General features: G+C 58.7%; 14 protein-coding genes. 10 read left to right on the top strand and 4 right to left on the bottom strand.

The window, feature by feature from the left end; translation table 11 throughout:
• Window positions 1-8 precede the first annotated feature (8 nt).
• The gene (locus CKW14_RS12080; RefSeq protein ID WP_003221630.1) at window positions 9-569 is read right to left on the bottom strand and encodes a response regulator transcription factor; all 561 of its coding nucleotides are present in this window, start codon (window positions 567-569) and stop codon (window positions 9-11) included.
• Window positions 562-1,824: an ATP-binding protein gene (locus tag CKW14_RS12075; RefSeq protein WP_038357512.1), complete on the bottom strand. Its 1,263-nt coding sequence runs from the start codon at window positions 1,822-1,824 to the stop codon at window positions 562-564. Before CKW14_RS12075 ends, CKW14_RS12080 begins: the two co-directional genes overlap by 8 nt.
• Before the next feature lie 315 nt (window positions 1,825-2,139).
• On the opposite strand from CKW14_RS12075, the gene CKW14_RS12070 reads away from it, so the two are divergent.
• Entirely contained in the window at window positions 2,140-2,856 is a 717-nt protein-coding gene (locus CKW14_RS12070; protein WP_016984326.1) for an SIMPL domain-containing protein, read from the top strand.
• 121 nt (window positions 2,857-2,977) lie between these two features.
• Here CKW14_RS12070 and CKW14_RS29950 read toward each other — a convergent pair whose 3' ends face one another.
• Both CKW14_RS29950 and CKW14_RS12065 read right to left on the bottom strand, forming a co-directional pair.
• Window positions 2,978-3,139 (bottom strand): hypothetical protein, encoded by a 162-nt coding sequence (locus CKW14_RS29950; protein ID WP_176471283.1) that lies wholly within the window; start codon window positions 3,137-3,139, stop codon window positions 2,978-2,980.
• A gap of 328 nt (window positions 3,140-3,467) precedes the next feature.
• Complete coding sequence (locus CKW14_RS12065; RefSeq protein ID WP_095049738.1) at window positions 3,468-3,824, bottom strand: DUF6124 family protein; 357 nt, start codon at window positions 3,822-3,824, stop codon at window positions 3,468-3,470.
• Window positions 3,825-4,901: 1,077 nt separating this feature from the next.
• Between CKW14_RS12065 and CKW14_RS12060 the strand changes: the two genes are divergently transcribed.
• The 9 genes from CKW14_RS12060 to CKW14_RS12020 all read left to right on the top strand — a co-directional run bounded on the left by CKW14_RS12060 (window position 4,902) and on the right by CKW14_RS12020 (window position 17,541).
• The gene (locus tag CKW14_RS12060) at window positions 4,902-6,503 is read left to right on the top strand and encodes an ABC transporter substrate-binding protein (protein ID WP_095125388.1); all 1,602 of its coding nucleotides are present in this window, start codon (window positions 4,902-4,904) and stop codon (window positions 6,501-6,503) included.
• Window positions 6,504-6,763: 260 nt separating this feature from the next.
• A complete protein-coding gene (locus CKW14_RS12055) occupies window positions 6,764-8,389 on the top strand; it encodes an ABC transporter substrate-binding protein (protein WP_007917611.1) in 1,626 nt (541 codons plus the stop codon).
• 301 nt (window positions 8,390-8,690) lie between these two features.
• Window positions 8,691-10,289, top strand: a complete 1,599-nt coding sequence (locus CKW14_RS12050; RefSeq protein ID WP_095049736.1) for an ABC transporter substrate-binding protein — start codon at window positions 8,691-8,693, stop codon at window positions 10,287-10,289.
• A 176-nt stretch (window positions 10,290-10,465) separates the two neighbouring features.
• Complete coding sequence (locus tag CKW14_RS12045; RefSeq protein ID WP_093435862.1) at window positions 10,466-11,887, top strand: OprD family porin; 1,422 nt, start codon at window positions 10,466-10,468, stop codon at window positions 11,885-11,887.
• Between the two features lie 77 nt (window positions 11,888-11,964).
• Entirely contained in the window at window positions 11,965-13,560 is a 1,596-nt protein-coding gene (locus CKW14_RS12040) for an ABC transporter substrate-binding protein (protein ID WP_095125387.1), read from the top strand.
• 73 nt (window positions 13,561-13,633) lie between these two features.
• The gene (locus CKW14_RS12035; RefSeq protein ID WP_075947650.1) at window positions 13,634-14,644 is read left to right on the top strand and encodes an ABC transporter permease subunit; all 1,011 of its coding nucleotides are present in this window, start codon (window positions 13,634-13,636) and stop codon (window positions 14,642-14,644) included.
• A gap of 11 nt (window positions 14,645-14,655) precedes the next feature.
• Window positions 14,656-15,582, top strand: a complete 927-nt coding sequence (locus CKW14_RS12030) for an ABC transporter permease subunit (protein ID WP_095049734.1) — start codon at window positions 14,656-14,658, stop codon at window positions 15,580-15,582.
• A gap of 10 nt (window positions 15,583-15,592) precedes the next feature.
• The gene (locus CKW14_RS12025; protein WP_095125386.1) at window positions 15,593-16,561 is read left to right on the top strand and encodes an ABC transporter ATP-binding protein; all 969 of its coding nucleotides are present in this window, start codon (window positions 15,593-15,595) and stop codon (window positions 16,559-16,561) included.
• The gene (locus CKW14_RS12020) at window positions 16,561-17,541 is read left to right on the top strand and encodes a peptide ABC transporter ATP-binding protein (RefSeq protein WP_007917625.1); all 981 of its coding nucleotides are present in this window, start codon (window positions 16,561-16,563) and stop codon (window positions 17,539-17,541) included. The genes CKW14_RS12025 and CKW14_RS12020 overlap by 1 nt, the downstream gene beginning before the upstream one ends.
• Window positions 17,542-17,601 lie beyond the last annotated feature (60 nt).

Here is a 17,601-nt window from a genome sequence, read left to right as displayed (position 1 = left end):
GCGCAGGTTCAGCGACGAACCGGGCGCTTCTGCAGTTTGCGCTGCAGGGTGCGGCGGTGCATGCCCAGGGCGCGGGCAGTGGCGGAGATGTTGCCTTCGTGTTCGGTGAGCACACGCTGGATGTGTTCCCACTGCAGGCGATCGACCGACATCGGGTTTTCCGGCACCAGACTGTCGAGGTCGGCGTGCTCGGAGAGCAACGCAGCCAGCACATCGTCGGCGTCGGCCGGTTTGCACAGATAGTTGCAGGCGCCGCGCTTGATAGCCTCGACCGCGGTGGCAATGCTCGAGTAACCGGTGAGGATCACCACGCGCATTTCCGGGTCCAGCTCCAGCAGTTTGGGCAGCAGCACCAGGCCGGAGTCGCCGTCCATTTTCAAGTCGAGCGCGGCATAATCAGGCAAGTCTGCCTGGGCGATGGTCAGGCCTTCTTCGGCCGAGCCGGCAGTGCTGACGCGAAAGCCACGACGAGCCATGGCACGGGCCATTACTCGGGTGAACGTTGCGTCGTCGTCGACCAGCAGCAAATGCGGCAGTTCTTCGCCTTCGACTTGGATTTCGTCACTCATGTTGGTCTCCTCGGGCGCCGTGGGGCAGGCGCAGCTCGGTGAGCGTGCCGCCTTCCTCATGACTATAGAGTTTCACTGAGCCGCCGGCGCGTGTCACGCTGGCCTTGCTCAAAAACAGGCCCAGGCCGAAACCTTTGCCCTTGGTGGTAAAAAACGGTTTGCCGATTTGCTCGGCGATGGCCAGCGGCACACCGGCGCCGTGGTCACGAATGCTGATGGTCACGGTTTCCGCGTCCCAGTCCAGGGTCACCTTGAGGTTTTCCGGGCAGGCGTCGGCGGCGTTGTTGAGCAGATTCAACAGCGCCTGAGTCAGATCCGGCGGCGGCGCCATGCGCGGCACAGTGCCTTGGCCGAGGCGGTGGAAGCGATAGCTGGCCTCCGGACGCATCAGATGCCAGCGGTTCAGCGCTTCGTCGAGCCAGTCAGTGACGTCCTGCATCTCGACAGCCAGACGCCGGTTGGCTTCGGCGGCCCGCACCAGTTGTTGCAAGGTCTCCTTGCAGAGTTTGACCTGATCCTGCAGCACCTTCAGATCGTCCTGCAGCATCGGGTCGGGATGGTCCTGCTGCATTTCCTTGAGCAACACGCTCATGGTCGCCAGCGGCGTGCCCAGTTCATGGGCAGCGCCAGCGGCCTGGGTGGCGACGGCGAGCAATTGCTGATCGCGCAGACCTTCTTCACGACGGATCGCCCGTAACTCTTCCTGACGGCGCAGCTCCTCAGCCATACGCGCGGCGAAGAAGGTGATCACCGCAGCGGCCAGCGCAAAGCTCAGCCACATGCCGTAGATCTGCAGGTTTTCACGGGCGACCGGCAAGGTTTCCAGCGGATAGAAACGCGTCAGCATCACGGTGTACAGCGCCAGCGCGATGCCGGACAGGATCACCGAATAGCGCCATGGCAGCGTCACGGCGGCGATGGTCAGCGGCACCAGGTAGTAGGAAACAAACGGATTGGTCGAACCGCCGGAGAAATACAGAAGCGCACTGTGGATCACCAGATCACAGGCCAGTTGCAGCGCATATTCGAGTTCGGTCACCGGCCACGAAGTGCGCAAACGCACGGCAGTGAACACGCAGAGCAGCGTCGAGCAGCCAAGGGTCATCGCCAGTTGCACCCACGGCAACGGCAACAATTGCAGCCAGTAGGCCAGGCCTACGGAGCCAGCCTGCGCGGCGAGCACCAGGGTGCGGATGAAAGTCAGCCGCCAGAGGTTCTGGCGAGTGGCGGAAGTCAGTTGTACGGGGGCGAGCATGAGCTCTCCTGATGAGCGCTCCAGGCGGATCGCACGGAGTATAACCAACGCGCGGCCTTGAGAGGCGAAAGTGCGGCAAACGACCACATGGCGGAAACATCTTCGGCGACTATAAGGACGCCTTCGCGAGCAGGCTCGCTCCCACCTTTGAAATGCATTCCCCTGTGGGAGCGAACCTGCTCGCGAAGGGCTGCGCAGCAGCCCCGGCCATCTGTATAGAAGTTGTAACTGGGCGAACCGGATCATAAAAGCTAGAGTCTGATGGTTTCACGCAGGCCCCCGAACCATCACCTGCGCCCTCATCAAGGAGCTTTCATGCACACATTTCGCCGCAGCGCCGCCCTTCTCGCCCTGACCGTCGGCAGCATCGCCAGCCTTCCGGCCCTGGCCGCCGATGAGCTGCACTACAACCAGATTTCCCTGCGCGCCGAAGTCAGCACGGAAGTGGCCCGCGACCTGATGATCGTCACCCTCTACACCGAAGAACAAAACACCGACCCGGCCAAACTCGCCGCCGACGTCAGCACCACCATGAACAAGGCCCTGGCCCAGGCCAAGCAAGTCAAAGACATCACCTTGCGCCAAGGCAGCCGCAACAGCTACCCGATCTACGACACCAAAGGCCAGAAGATCACCGGCTGGCGTGAACGCGCCGAACTGCGCCTGGAAAGCGCCGACTTCGCCGCCCTGTCCAAACTCACCGGCGAACTGCTGGGCGACCTGAAAATGGGCGGCATGGACTTCGCCATCGCCGACCCGACCCGCAAATCCAGTGAAGACCAGTTGCTCAAAGAAGCAGTGACCGCCTTCAAGGCCCGCGCCCAACTGGCCACCGACGCACTGGGCGGCAAGGGCTACAAAATCGTCAACCTGAACCTCAACAGCAACGGTTATCCGCAGCCGTACCTGCGCGCACCGATGATGATGAAAGCGGCGGCGATGGATTCGGCGCCGGTGACACCGGAAGTTGAAGCGGGCACCAGCCAGGTGAGCATGACGGCAGATGGCTCGATTGAAGTGTTGATGCAGTGATTTGATCTGCGCTGAATGAAAAACCGGCGATCAGAGCATGGTCGCCGGTTCCACCCTACAACCCCCGCAAAGCAGGCGACAACGTTGATAGGTCAGACAAGCCTTCTACTGTTCTAGAGGTTTAAGTCCCAATCGCATCGACGATGCGCTGTGCATCTTCCCTCGTAGCGCATAACTGTGAATAAGGGGTTCCGTCCTTATAACAAACTTGAAAGCGGGAGGCGCCCCATTCATATTCGTAAATCTTGAAGGCTTTGTAGTCAGTAATAATCGGATAACTCATGGTCAAGTCCTTATGTGTTTTCGTTCAAGCCTCTAAGTCGCTCCTTGCAGTAGCGGAACGTACTCGGCTTGAAGAAATACTCAGGCGCATTGGAAAGATTATCTACTGTCATAAATTACAGGTTTTCGGTGAACTTCATATCGAATTGAAATAAACCATTGAGTCAAGCATTCATCTGCTTATGAAACCAAAAAACCGGGCCGTTACTGGTGACAATCACCATTCTTGTACCTGGAATTTTTGGTGAATGAACCGGCTCCATAGCGAGCACGCTCGCTCCTACAAGGGGAACGCGTTCCACCTGCTCGCGAAGAACGATAAAACGGTCTCAGGTCTGCGGATCAACCCGATCCAGCGCCCGATTCACCGCCAACTCGGCCAGCATAATGATCTGCTGAATCGCCAACGCCGTATTACGCTCGGGCCGACCCAGTTGATCGGCAAAGTTACCGGTTAACGTGTTCGCCGACGCCAGTGACTCACAGGCATGCGTCAGCAGGCTTTCGGTGTCGATGTTCGGCTGGATCAGGAACATCGTGCTGGGCTGCCGGGGTTTGACCGGGTCGGGGCTGAGGTAGAAATCCAGGGCGCGTTTGATGGCTTCGCGGGTTTTGATCTGGTCTTCGGCGCGGATGGCGTCTTCGAGTGGGGTATCGAGGGGTGGGTCAGGTATCAATTTATCCATGGAAAATTTCCTTATGAACTGACGCCATTCATTTCCGATCTCACTCGAGAAATGAGGTGGCAACTATGTACGGAGTGAGATTACCGGTAAGGAAACCAACCCGGCCGAACAATGTCCGCCCGTACATAGCCGCCATAAAAACTGCTGACAGCATGAGCTGGCGGCGATTATGGAGGGGCTTGTGCAGGTTTCCAAATTCAATAACCGGGAATCTCACCTCCCGATCGCTGAGTCTTCAGCGACACCCAGAGCCTAAAGAGCGCACGTCCGACGGACAACCTGAAAACCTTGTGGGAAGGTTCTGGTTATTTGCATCAGATTTAAACAGCCAAAAGCCAACCCTCACCCTAGCCCTCTCCCAGAGGGAGAGGGGACTGACCGAGGTGTTTGGGAGAGTTACGCCGACGTGCGATTGCCGTGTTGAACTCAGATTCTGAAACAGATCAAAAGCCCCTCACCCTAGCCCTCTCCCGGAGGGAGAGGGGACTGACCGAGTTGTTTGGGTGAACTACGCCGACGTGCGATACCGCGTCGAACTGAGGCTTTGAAAAACACACAAATCGGCCCCCTCTCCCTCCGGGAGAGGGCTGGGGTGAGGGGCGAATCCACCAAAAAACCAAAGCCGAACACCCGCTCTTCACCACTCACTAGGCCGAGTGTCAGCTCGCCTGCTTTTGATCTTGATCCACGGGCGACGTCGGAAGGCTGAGCGGAGGGATTGATCCGGGCGTGGGAGCGCAGCGACCGTTTGGCGAAGCCAAACACAGCGGGAGTAGGTGCAGCGAAGCAAACCGGAGACGCTGCGCCCGGATCGATCCCGCAGCGAAGGGACCCCGAGCCCCAGCGAGCGGGCCGCACGTAGGAGCAAGCGTTTTTTGCTTACTTTTTTTGGCGTTTGAAAAAAAGTGAGTCGCCGTAAGGGCGAAACCCTAAGCCGCCGTTACCGCAGCAACGGATATACACACAAGCGCTAGATATACCGAGATAGACACTTCAACAGGAAAAACGATATTTCCGCCAACACCCCCGCCCCAGCTACTCTTCCACGATTACCACCGCCGATTCCCCGGGGCCCCCATGCCAAGATCCACCCTAAAACCGCTCTTGATCTCCCTCGCACTAACCGCCATAGCCCCAATCGCCAACGCCGCCACAACCCTGGTCTACTGCTCCGAAGCCAGCCCCGCCGGCTTCGACCCCAGCCAATACACCAGCGGCACCGACTTCGACGCCTCCGCCGAAACCGTCTTCAACCGCCTCACCCAATTCAAACGCGGCGGCACCGACATCGAACCCGGCCTGGCGACAAAATGGGACGTCTCCAGCGACGGCCTGCAATACACCTTCCACCTGCGCCAAAACGTAAAATTCCACACCACCGACTACTTCAAACCCACCCGCGACTTCAACGCCGACGACGTCCTCTTCACCTTCCAGCGCCTGCTCGACCCGGATAACGCCTTCCGCAAGGCCTACCCCGCCGAGTCCCCGTACTTCACCGACATGGGCCTCAACACCACAATCAAATCGGTAGAAAAAATCGACGAGCAAACCGTGCGTTTCAACCTCAACAACGTCGACGCCGCCTTCGTGCAAAACCTCGCCATGAGCTTCGCCTCGGTGCAATCTGCCGAATACGCCGCGCAACTGTTGAAGGAAGGCAAAGCCGCCGACCTCAACCAGAAACCGATCGGCACCGGCCCGTTCGTGTTCAAGCGCTACCAAAAGGACTCGCAAATCCGCTACGCCGCCAACACGGCCTACTGGAAACCCGAAGACGTGAAGATCGACAACCTGATTTTCTCGATCACCCCGGACGCCGCCGTGCGCCTGCAAAAACTCAAGGCCGGCGAATGCCAGGTCAGCGGCTACCCACGCCCGGCCGATATCGAAGTGATGGAAAAAGACCCGAATCTGCGCGTGCTCAAACAGGCCGGTTTCAACCTCGGTTTCCTCGCCTACAACACCACCCACGCGCCACTCGACCAGCTCAAGGTGCGACAGGCGCTGGACATGGCCATCGACAAACCGGCAATCATCAAAGCCGTCTACCAAAGCGCCGGCCAGCTGGCCCAAAACGCCTTGCCGCCGGCGCAATGGTCGTATGACCCGAACATCAAGGACGCTCCCTACGACCCGGCAAAAGCACGGGTGCTACTGAAAGAAGCAGGGGTTGCGCCGGGTACAACCATCAACCTTTGGGCGATGACAGTGCAACGCGCCTCAAACCCGAATGCGCGGATGTCGGCGCAGATGATCCAGCAGGATTGGGAGAAAATCGGCATCAAGGCCAACATCGTCAGCTACGAATGGGGCGAGTACATCAAACGCGCAAAAAATGGCGAACACGACGCCATGATCTATGGCTGGACAGGTGACAACGGTGACCCGGACAACTGGCTGGGCGTGCTCTACAGCTGCGCGGCGGTAAAAGGCAGCAACTACGCCAAATGGTGCGATCCGGCCTACGACAAACTGGTGCAACAGGCCAAGTTGTCCACCGACAAAGATCAACGGGTAAAACTGTATCAACAGGCGCAACTGATCCTCAAACAGCAGGTGCCGATCACACCGATTGCCAACTCCACGGTGTTCCAGCCGCTGCGCAAGGAAGTCACTGACTTCCGGATCAGCCCGTTCGGTCTAACCCCCTTCTATGGCGTGGGTATAAATAAGTAACACCAAGCCCCAAGGCGGCGCGCACAACGTGACCAGCGCACCGTTTTGGGGCTTCATTTGCACCGTAAAAACCACCCGCAAACGGTCAAATGCGTCAGAAGTTATACAGATGCGACATTAAGGTACGTTCGTGCCACGCTTTGAGGCCAGCAGTCGTTCTGGATCTTGCAATGGGTATGGCCCCTGCATAAGTATCCGCAGGCACGACTCACGAGGTCGTACCTCACAACTAAAAAATGACAACAAATCATGAGGCCAACATGCTTAAACACGCGGTCATTCCGTTTTTAGTCGGCGCAGGCTTGTTAGCCTCCGCACCTTTCGCATCCGCTGCGACTAACCTGGTGTTCTGCTCCGAAGGCAGCCCGGCCGGTTTCGACCCAGGCCAGTACACCACCGGAACCGACTTCGACGCCTCAGCCGAAACCATGTTCAACCGTCTGACCCAGTTCGAGCGCGGCGGCACCGCCGTGATTCCTGGTCTAGCGACCAAGTGGGACATCTCCGATGACGGCCTGACTTACACCTTCCACCTGCGTGAAGGCGTCAAGTTCCACACCACCCCGTATTTCAAGCCGACTCGTGAGTTCAACGCCGACGACGTGCTGTTCACCTTCAATCGCATGATTAACAAGGATGACCCGTTCCGTAAGGCGTACCCGACCGAATTCCCGTACTTCACCGACATGGGGATGGACACCAACATCACCAAGATCGATAAAGTCGACGACCACACCGTCAAGTTCACTCTGAAAGAAGTTGATGCCGCGTTCATCCAGAACATGGCGATGAGCTTCGCCTCGGTACAGTCCGCCGAGTACGCAGCGCAGCTGCTGAAAGAAGGCAAGGCTGCCGACATCAACCAGAAGCCGATCGGCACTGGTCCGTTCGTGTTCAAGAGCTATCAGAAAGACTCCAACATCCGTTACACCGGCAACAAGGATTACTGGAAGCCTGAGGATGTGAAGATCGACAACCTGATCTTCGCCATCACCACTGACCCGTCGGTACGTATTCAGAAGCTGAAAAAGAACGAGTGCCAAGTCACCCTGTTCCCGCGTCCGGCCGATCTGAAAGCGCTGAAAGAAGACAAGACCCTGAAGATGCCTGACCAGGCTGGCTTCAACCTGGGTTACATCGCCTACAACGTGATGGACAAGGTCAAGGGCAGCAACGAGGCCAACCCGCTGGCAGACCTGCGCGTACGTCAGGCGCTGGACATGGCCGTCAACAAGCCACAGATCATCGACTCGGTTTACCAGGGCGCCGGCCAACTGGCCGTCAACGCCATGCCGCCGACCCAGTGGTCTTACGACACCACCATCAAGGACGCCAAGTACGATCCTGAGAAAGCCAAGCAACTGCTGAAGGAAGCTGGCGTCAAGGAAGGTACCGAAATCGTTCTGTGGGCGATGCCGGTGCAGCGTCCGTACAACCCGAACGCCAAACTGATGGCTGAAATGCTCCAGTCCGACTGGGCCAAGATCGGCTTGAAAGTGAAGATCACCAGCTACGAATGGGGCGAGTACATCAAGCGCTCCAAAGGTGGCGAGAACCAGGCCATGATCATTGGCTGGAGCGGTGACAATGGTGATCCGGACAACTGGCTGAACGTGCTGTTCGGTTGCGACTCGCTCAGCGGCAACAACTTCTCCAAGTGGTGCGACAAGAAGTTCGATGGCCTCGTCAAAGAAGCCAAGCGCACGACCGATCAGGGCAAGCGCACCGAACTGTACAAACAGGCGCAACACGTCCTCAAAGATGCAGTCCCGATGACACCTATCGCTCACTCGACGGTGTACCAACCCATGCGCGCCAACGTGCAGGATTTCAAGATCAGCCCATTTGGCTTGAACTCCTTCTACGGCGTCAGCGTCAGCAAATAAGGTACTGCAGCGGCGACGTTTTTAACGTCGCCGTTGTTTTACCTGCCGGGAAGCTAGGAAATTGCCTACAACCAATTCCGCTGCGGATTACCGCAGAGGTATAGGACGCGTCGCCTTTTCCTACGAGATTTAAGGCATTTACGCATTTACTGCCAGAACCGCGGCCCCTACCGTCGGGTACTGACCAGTGTCTGCGTGGGCCACCGGTTTGCCGTACGTACTGGATTGAGCTCGATGCAACCAAAACGTCTCTGGATGAGGTGACGGTGCATTGAACAACACTAAAAAAAGAGGGAGCGTCATGCGCCATACCTTGATTTATTCCGCATTGCTGGGTGCCGGCCTGTTGGCCGCCTCGTCCGCCAGTTTCGCCGCCAGCAAAAGTCTGGTGTTCTGCTCTGAAGGCAGTCCGGCGGGCTTTGACACTGCGCAGTACACGACAGCGACCGATAACGACGCCGCCGAACCGATCTACAACCGTCTGGTCGAGTTCGAAAAAGGCGCGACCAATGTCGTTCCGGGCCTGGCAACCACGTGGGACATTTCCGAGGACGGCCTCAAGTACACCTTTCACCTGCGTGAAGGTGTGAAATTTCATACAACGCCGTACTTCAAACCAACCCGCGATTTCAACGCCGACGACGTGCTGTTCACGTTTAATCGCATGCTCGATGCCCAGCAACCTTTCCGTAAGGCGTACCCCACCGAATTCCCGTATTTCAACGGGATGAGCCTGAACAAGAACATCGCCAAGGTCGAGAAGACAGGGCCGCTGACCGTGGAGTTCACGCTCAACAGCGTCGACGCCGCGTTCATCCAGAACATCGCCATGAGCTTCGCCGCCATCCTGTCCGCCGAATACGCCGACAAGCTGCTGGCCGAAGGCAAGCCAAGCGACATCAACCAGAAACCGATCGGCACCGGGCCGTTCGTGTTCAAGAGTTATCAGAAAGACTCGAACATTCGTTACACCGGTAATAAACATTACTGGGATCCGAGCCGGGTCAAACTCGACAACCTGATCTTCGCGATCAACACCGACGCCTCGGTGCGCGTGCAGAAGCTCAAGGCTGGCGAATGCCAGATCACCTTGCATCCGCGCCCAGCCGATGTTGAAGCGTTGAAGGCCGACCCGAAACTGCAACTGATTTCCAAGCCGGGTTTCAACCTCGGCTACATCGCCTACAACGTTCGCCACAAGCCATTCGACCAGCTCGAAGTGCGCCAGGCGCTGGACATGGCGGTGAATAAACAAGGGATTCTCAACGCTGTTTATCAAGGCGCCGGCCAACTGGCCGTCAACGCCATGCCGCCGACTCAATGGTCCTACGACGACAGCATCAAGGACGCCGCCTACAACCCGGAAAAAGCCAAAGAGCTGCTCAAGGCTGCCGGCGTCAAGGAAGGCACCGAGATCACCCTGTGGGCGATGCCGGTGCAGCGCCCGTACAACCCGAACGCCAAACTGATGGCCGAAATGCTCCAGGCGGACTGGGCCAAGATCGGTCTGAAAGTGAAGATCGTCAGCTATGAATGGGGCGAGTACATCAAACGCACCAAGAACGGCGAGCACGACGTCAGCCTGATCGGCTGGACCGGTGACAACGGGGATCCGGACAACTGGCTCGGCACGCTGTACAGCTGCGATGCCATCGGCGGCAACAACTACTCCATGTGGTGCGATCCGGCTTACGACAAGCTGATCAAAGAGGCCAAGGTCGTCACCGACCGCGACCAACGCACCGTGCTCTACAAACAGGCTCAGCAATTGCTTAAACAGCAAGTGCCGATCACGCCTGTCGCCCACTCGACGGTCAACCAACCGTTAAGCGCCAGGATCGAGGGCTTCAAAGTCAGCCCGTTCGGTCGCAACGTGTTCTCGGGTGTCGGTATCGATTAAACCAGATGATTAGCCGCAATGCTGGGGGGCGCTGTCTAGCCCCTCACGCAAGCGCTTTGCCGAAATTCGCCAATCTGGCTTTTGGCAAACGTTTGCGATGTGTGAACGAGTTCTAAACCAATAACCGGCATACCAAAAAAAAGCCGGCATAAAAAGAAAGTAAAGGAGCTTCACCCATGAAACTGAGCAGCACCGCGATACTGGCCCTGGCCATTAGCAGCATCACCGCCACGGCGTACGCAGAACCTGCAAGTCAGGAGTTCGTCCCTACCACATTGGCCGGCAGTAGCGCCCAAAGCGAGGCCAAAGGCTTTATCGATGGACAAAGCCTGGGCGGCACAACCCGTAACTGGTACGCCAATGAACTGCGTCGTCGTGACGACAGCTTCAGCTACGTGAAAAACAGCGACAAATACACCTCGCCAACGGTAAGAACAAAGACCCCGCGTCGTATCAACTGGGTTCAGGGCACCATCGTCAACTACACCTCGGGCTTCACCCAAGGCACCGTTGGCGTGAGCACCGAAGTTGCCGCTTACAACGCCATCGTTCTCGACCGTGACCGCAAGGATATTGCTGGCGGCTCCAACCGCACCCTCGCCCATTCCGACGGTGATGCGGTCGACCAGTGGAGCAAACTGGGTCTGGCCAACGTCAAGTTCCGCGTGTCCAACACCACGTTGACCGCAGGTCGCCAGAACTTCAGCACGCCGATTGTCGATGTTATCGGCAACCGTCCGCTGCCTTCGAGCTTTGAAGGGATCAGTCTGCATAGCGAAGAGTTGAACAACCTGTCGTTCGACCTCGCCGGTTTCGACCGCGTCTCGCCACGTACCGAGCAGAGCCTGTCGAAATTCCGTTCCGAATACGGCGCCAACGGCGAAGAAACCGACAAGGTCTACACCGCGGGCGTGAACTATCAGCCGCTCAAAAGCCTGAAAACCAGCCTGTACGTCGCCAACGTCGAAGACTTCTGGAACCAGTACTACTTCGGCGGAACCCACGAATTGGGTGACAGCCAGGTATTGAGCCTGACCACCGGCCTGAACTACTACAAGACCGTCGACGAAGGCAAAAAGTTGATGGGCAACATCGACAACGATACCTACTCGCTGTCCTTGGGACTGACCCACCAGGCCCACAGCCTGACCTTCTCGTATCAGCAAGTGAACGGTAACGAGTACTTCGACTACCTGCACGAAACCAACGGCATCTACCTGGCCAACTCCCTGCTGTCGGACTTCAACGGCCCGAACGAGAAATCCTTCCAGATCGCCTACGGCATCAACATGGCCGAGTATGGCGTGCCAGGTCTGAAGTTCAACATCTACCAGGCTCGCGGCTGGGGCATCGACGGTACTCACTACCGTGGCACCGCTTACACCATTCCAGATGACAAGCGCGGCGATCTGAGTCTGATGGACGGCGAATCCCACTACGAATACGGCATCGGTGCTTCCTACGCCGTGCAGAGCGGTCCGCTCAAAGCCACCGCGATTCGCGCGACGTACACCACGCACCGCGCCAGCGAGCATCAGGCTGACGGCAACATCAACGAGTTCCGTCTCGTGACCACGATTCCATTCAACATCCTGTAAAAACGCCAGCCGACGGCTGACTCATGATGAGTCGGCCGTTCGGCTTTTTGTCTTCAACCGATTGCAGAGGGTTATCGATGAAAATGCTTCCCCTACGTGCGGCCATCGCGGCTGCGTTGCTGAGTGTCGCTGTCGGCGTCTCGGCCAAACCCTTGGTGGTCTGCACCGAAGCCAGTCCGGAAGGCTTCGATATGGTCCAGTACACAACTGCAGTCACGGCGGACGCTGTGGCCGAAACCATCTTCAACCGCCTGGCCGACTTCAAGCCCGGCACCACTGAAGTGATCCCGGCTCTCGCCGAGTCCTGGGACATCAGCGAAGACGGCCTGACCTACACGTTCCACCTGCGCAAAGGCGTCAAGTTTCACACCACCGAATATTTCAAGCCGACCCGCGACATGAACGCCGACGACGTGGTCTGGAGCTTCCAGCGTCAGCTGGACCCGAATCACCCATGGCACAAACTGTCGAGCGTGGGCTTCCCGTACTTTGAAAGCATGGGCTTCAAGGAACTGCTGAAAAACGTCGAAAAAGTCGACGACAACACGGTCAAGTTCACCCTGACCCGCCGCGAAGCGCCATTCCTGGCCGACATCGCGATGGCGTTCTCCTCGATCTACCCGGCCGAATACGCCGACCAATTGCTCAAGGCCAACAAGACAGGTGACTTGAACAACAAGCCGATCGGCACCGGCCCGTTCATCTTCCAGCGTTATGCAAAAGACGCGCAGGTGCGTTTCAAGGCCAACCCAGATTACTTCCGTGGCAAGGCGCCGGCTGATGCGCTGATCCTGGCGATCGCCACCGACAACAACGTGCGCCTGCAGAAGCTCAAGGCCAACGAGTGCCAGATCGCCCTGTATCCGAAACCGGATGACATCCCGAGCATCAAGAAAGACAGCAACCTGAAAGTCGATGAGCTCGACGCGATGACCGTCTCGTACATCGCCATGAACACCCAGCACAAGTACATGAGTGACGTACGCGTGCGTAAGGCGATCGATATCGCCTTCGACAAAGAAGCCTATGTCAACGCGCTGTTCGGCAAAGGCAATGCGTCGGTCGCGGTCAACCCGTACCCGCCGACCCTGCTCGGCTACAACCACGACATGAAGAACCCGCCACGTGACCTCGACGCCGCCCGCAAGCTGCTCAAGGAAGCCGGGGTTCCGGAAGGCACCGTGTTTACCCTGTTCACCCGCAACGGTGGCGGTCCGACCAACCCCAACCCGATGCTCGGCGCGCAAATGATGCAGGCTGACCTGGCGAAAGTCGGGATCAAGATCGACATTCGCGTGATGGAATGGGGCGAAATGCTTAAACGCGCCAAGGCCGGTGAGCACGACATGGTGTCTGCCGGATGGGCGGGCGACAACGGCGACCCGGATAACTTCCTGACGCCTATGCTCAGTTGCGAAGCGGCAAAAAATGGCGAGAACTATGCTCGCTGGTGCAACGAGAAATTCCAGGCACTGCTGGATGAAGCACGGGCTAAAGTAGATCCGGCCGAACGCGCAAAGCTCTACGAACAGGCGCAAGTGCTGTTTAATCAGGATCAGCCATGGATCAGCATGGCCCACACCAGGATGTTTACCGCAATGCGCAACAACGTAGAGGGCTATCACATCAGCCCTCTCACCACTAATAACTTCGCCACCACCCAGGTGAAGTAGATAAGAAACTCCCGGCGTCCCTGACCCCAGGGATGCCGGGCACGCCTAACCGGCTGATGAGGTACCACACACGATGTTTAGTTTTATTGCCCGCCGACTGGGGTTGTTGATCCCCACGTTTTTCGGCATCACCTTGCTGACTTTCGCGTTGATTCGCATGATTCCGGGCGACCCCGTGGAAGTGATGATGGGCGAACGTCGGGTCGACCCCGAAATGCACGCTCAGGCAATGGAACGCCTAGGTCTGAACAAGCCGCTGTATGCCCAGTATCTGGACTACATCGGCAAACTGGCTCACGGCGATCTCGGCGAATCCCTGCGCACGCGTGAAAGCGTATGGACCGAGTTCACCTCCCTCTTCCCGGCGACCCTGGAACTGTCCATGGCCGCCCTGCTGTTCGCCGGCATTCTGGGCCTTCTGGCCGGGGTGATCGCGGCACTCAAGCGAGGATCATTGTTCGACCACGGGGTGATGGGCATCTCCCTCGCGGGTTATTCGATGCCGATCTTCTGGTGGGGCCTGATCCTGATCATGTTCTTCTCGGTGAGCCTGGGCTGGACCCCGGTTTCCGGGCGGATCGACCTGCTCTACGACATCGAGCCGCGCACCGGCTTCATGCTGATCGACACGCTGCTGGCCGATGACGTCGGGGCGTTCTTCGACGCGCTGCATCACCTGATCCTGCCGGCCATCGTCCTCGGTACCATCCCGCTGGCAGTGATCGCGCGGATGACCCGTTCGTCGATGCTCGAAGTGCTGCGCGAAGACTACATCCGCACCGCCAGGGCCAAAGGCCTGTCGCCGTCGCGCGTGGTGTTCGTCCACGGTCTGCGTAACGCACTGATTCCGGTACTCACCGTGGTCGGCCTGCAAGTCGGCACTCTGCTCGCTGGTGCGGTTCTGACCGAAACGATTTTCTCCTGGCCCGGCATCGGTAAATGGCTGATCGAAGCCATCGGCGCCCGGGACTACCCGGTTGTGCAAAACGGCATCCTGTTAATCGCCTGCCTGGTGATTCTGGTCAACTTCGTAGTGGACATCCTCTACGGCTTTGCCAACCCACGCATCCGTCATCAGCGCTGAGGTCAATAACCATGAGCACTCCAACATCCTCAGTAGCGACTTCCGCCACCAGCGCGGATCAAAGCCTGCTGTACCCGTCACCGTACAAAGAATTCTGGCAAGCCTTCTCCAAGAACAAGGGCGCAGTTGCCGGCCTGCTGTTCATGCTGTTGATCATCTTCTGCGCGCTGTTCGCGCCGTGGGTTGCGCCGCATAACCCGAGCGAGCAATACCGTGATTTCCTGCTGACGCCGCCGGCGTGGCTGGAAGGCGGTCAGATGCAATTCCTGCTCGGCACCGATGAACTGGGTCGTGACCTGCTGTCGCGTCTGATCCAGGGCTCGCGCCTGTCGCTGCTGATCGGTTTGTCGTCGGTGGTGATGTCGCTGATTCCAGGGATCCTCCTCGGTCTGTTCGCCGGTTTCTTCCCGAAGATGATTGGCCCGACCATCATGCGTCTGATGGACATCATGCTGGCCCTGCCGTCGCTGCTGCTGGCGGTGGCGATTGTTGCCATCCTCGGCCCTGGCCTGATCAACACCGTGATCGCCATTGCTGTGGTTTCGCTGCCGTCCTATGTGCGTCTGACCCGCGCGGCCGTGATGGGCGAACTGAACCGCGACTACGTGACCGCCGCGCGCCTGGCCGGTGCCGGTCTGCCACGTCTGATGTTCATCACCGTGTTGCCGAACTGCATGGCGCCGCTGATCGTGCAGGCGACCCTGAGCTTCTCGTCGGCGATTCTCGATGCCGCAGCGTTGGGCTTCCTCGGCCTTGGCGTACAACCGCCAACCCCTGAGTGGGGCACCATGCTGGCCTCGGCCCGTGACTACATCGAACGCGCCTGGTGGGTGGTGAGCCTGCCTGGTTTGACCATTTTGCTCAGCGTGCTGGCAATCAACTTGATGGGCGACGGTCTGCGCGATGCGCTGGACCCGAAACTCAAGAACGCCGCCTGAGGAGATTCCCATGTCACTGCTAGAAATCAAGAATCTCAACGTTCGCTTCGGCGACAAGACCGCGACCCCGGTGGTCGACGGCCTCGACCTGAAAGTCGACAAAGGCGAAGTACTGGCCATCGTTGGCGAGTCGGGTTCGGGTAAATCCGTGACCATGATGGCGCTGATGGGCCTGATTGAGCATCCCGGCATCGTCACCGCCGACTCGCTCAGCTTTGACGGCAAAGACATGCTCAAGCTAAGCAATCGTCAGCGTCGGCAAATCGTCGGCAAAGACCTGTCGATGGTCTTTCAGGACCCGATGACCGCACTGAACCCGAGCTACACCGTCGGTTTCCAGATCGAAGAAGTGCTGCGTCTGCACCTGAAAATGTCCGGCAAGCAAGCGCGCAAACGTGCGATCGAACTGCTGGAAAAAGTCGAAATCCCGGGCGCCGCCAGCCGTATGGACGCCTACCCGCATCAACTGTCCGGCGGTATGAGCCAGCGCGTTGCGATCGCCATGGCGATTGCCGGCGAACCGAAACTGCTGATCGCCGACGAACCGACCACTGCACTGGACGTGACGATTCAGGCACAGATCATGGATCTGCTGCTGGCGTTGCAGAAAGAACAGAACATGGGCCTGGTGCTGATCACCCACGACCTCGCGGTCGTGGCAGAAACCGCCCAGCGCGTCTGCGTGATGTACGCAGGGCAAGCCGTTGAAGTCGGTCAGGTGCCGCAACTGTTCGACATCCCGGCGCACCCGTACAGCGAAGCGCTGCTCAAGGCGATTCCCGAGCACAGCCTCGGCGCCTCACGCCTGTCGACCCTGCCGGGTATCGTTCCGGGCCGCTACGATCGTCCACAGGGTTGCCTGCTGTCGCCGCGCTGCCCGTACGTGCAGGACAGCTGCCGCGCGCAGCGTCCAGGCCTTGATCCGAAAAGCCACAGCCTCGCCCGCTGCTTCTTCCCGCTGAACCAGGAGGTGGCGTAATGGCCGTCGTACTTACCGCCCGAGACCTGACCCGTCACTACGAAGTCTCCCGTGGCCTGTTCAAGGGCCATGCGACCGTGCGCGCCCTGAACGGCGTGTCGTTCGAACTGGAAGCCGGCAAGACCCTCGCCGTAGTAGGCGAGTCGGGCTGCGGCAAATCCACCCTCGCCCGCGCGTTGACGCTGATTGAAGACCCTTCTTCCGGCTCGCTGAAAATCGCCGGCCAGGAAGTCGCCGGCGCCGACAAGGCCCAGCGCAAGCAACTGCGCAAAGACGTGCAGATGGTCTTCCAAAGCCCATACGCGTCGTTGAACCCACGGCAGAAAGTCGGTGACCAGCTCGGCGAGCCGCTGCTGATCAACACCAACCTCTCCGCCGCCGAACGTCGCGAAAAAGTCCAGGCGATGATGAAGCAGGTCGGCTTGCGCCCTGAGCACTATCAGCGCTATCCGCACATGTTCTCCGGCGGTCAGCGTCAGCGTATCGCCCTGGCTCGCGCCATGATGCTGCAACCGAAAGTGCTGGTGGCGGATGAGCCGACCTCGGCACTGGACGTGTCGATTCAGGCACAGGTGCTCAACCTGTTCATGGATCTGCAGCAGGAGTTCAACACCGCTTACGTGTTCATCTCGCACAACCTTGCGGTGGTGCAGCATGTGGCCGATGACGTGATGGTGATGTACCTCGGTCGCCCGGTAGAACTGGGGCCGAAGAACGACATCTACGAGCGTCCGTTGCACCCATATACCCAGGCGCTGCTGTCGGCGACCCCGACCATTCACCCGGATCCGAACAAGCCGAAAATCAAGATCGTCGGCGAACTGCCTAACCCGCTGAACCCGCCACCGGGCTGCGCTTTCCACAAGCGCTGCCCGTACGCGACCGAGCGTTGCAGCACTGAAGAGCCAGCCTTGCGCCAGCTCGACAGCCGGCAGGTGGCTTGCCACTACGCCGAGCAGTTCCTTGATGGCGCGGCGTAAAAACCGCACTGAAACAATGTGGGAGCGAGCCGGCTCGCGAAAGCGGTGTGTCAGTCACCA

The organism is Pseudomonas sp. Irchel s3a12 (genome assembly GCF_900187485.1).
In the GTDB taxonomy this organism is placed as follows: Bacteria; Pseudomonadota; Gammaproteobacteria; order Pseudomonadales; family Pseudomonadaceae; genus Aquipseudomonas; species Aquipseudomonas neuropathica.
Note: the sequence above shows the minus strand (reverse complement) of the source record. Positions and strands in the feature narration are given on the sequence as shown.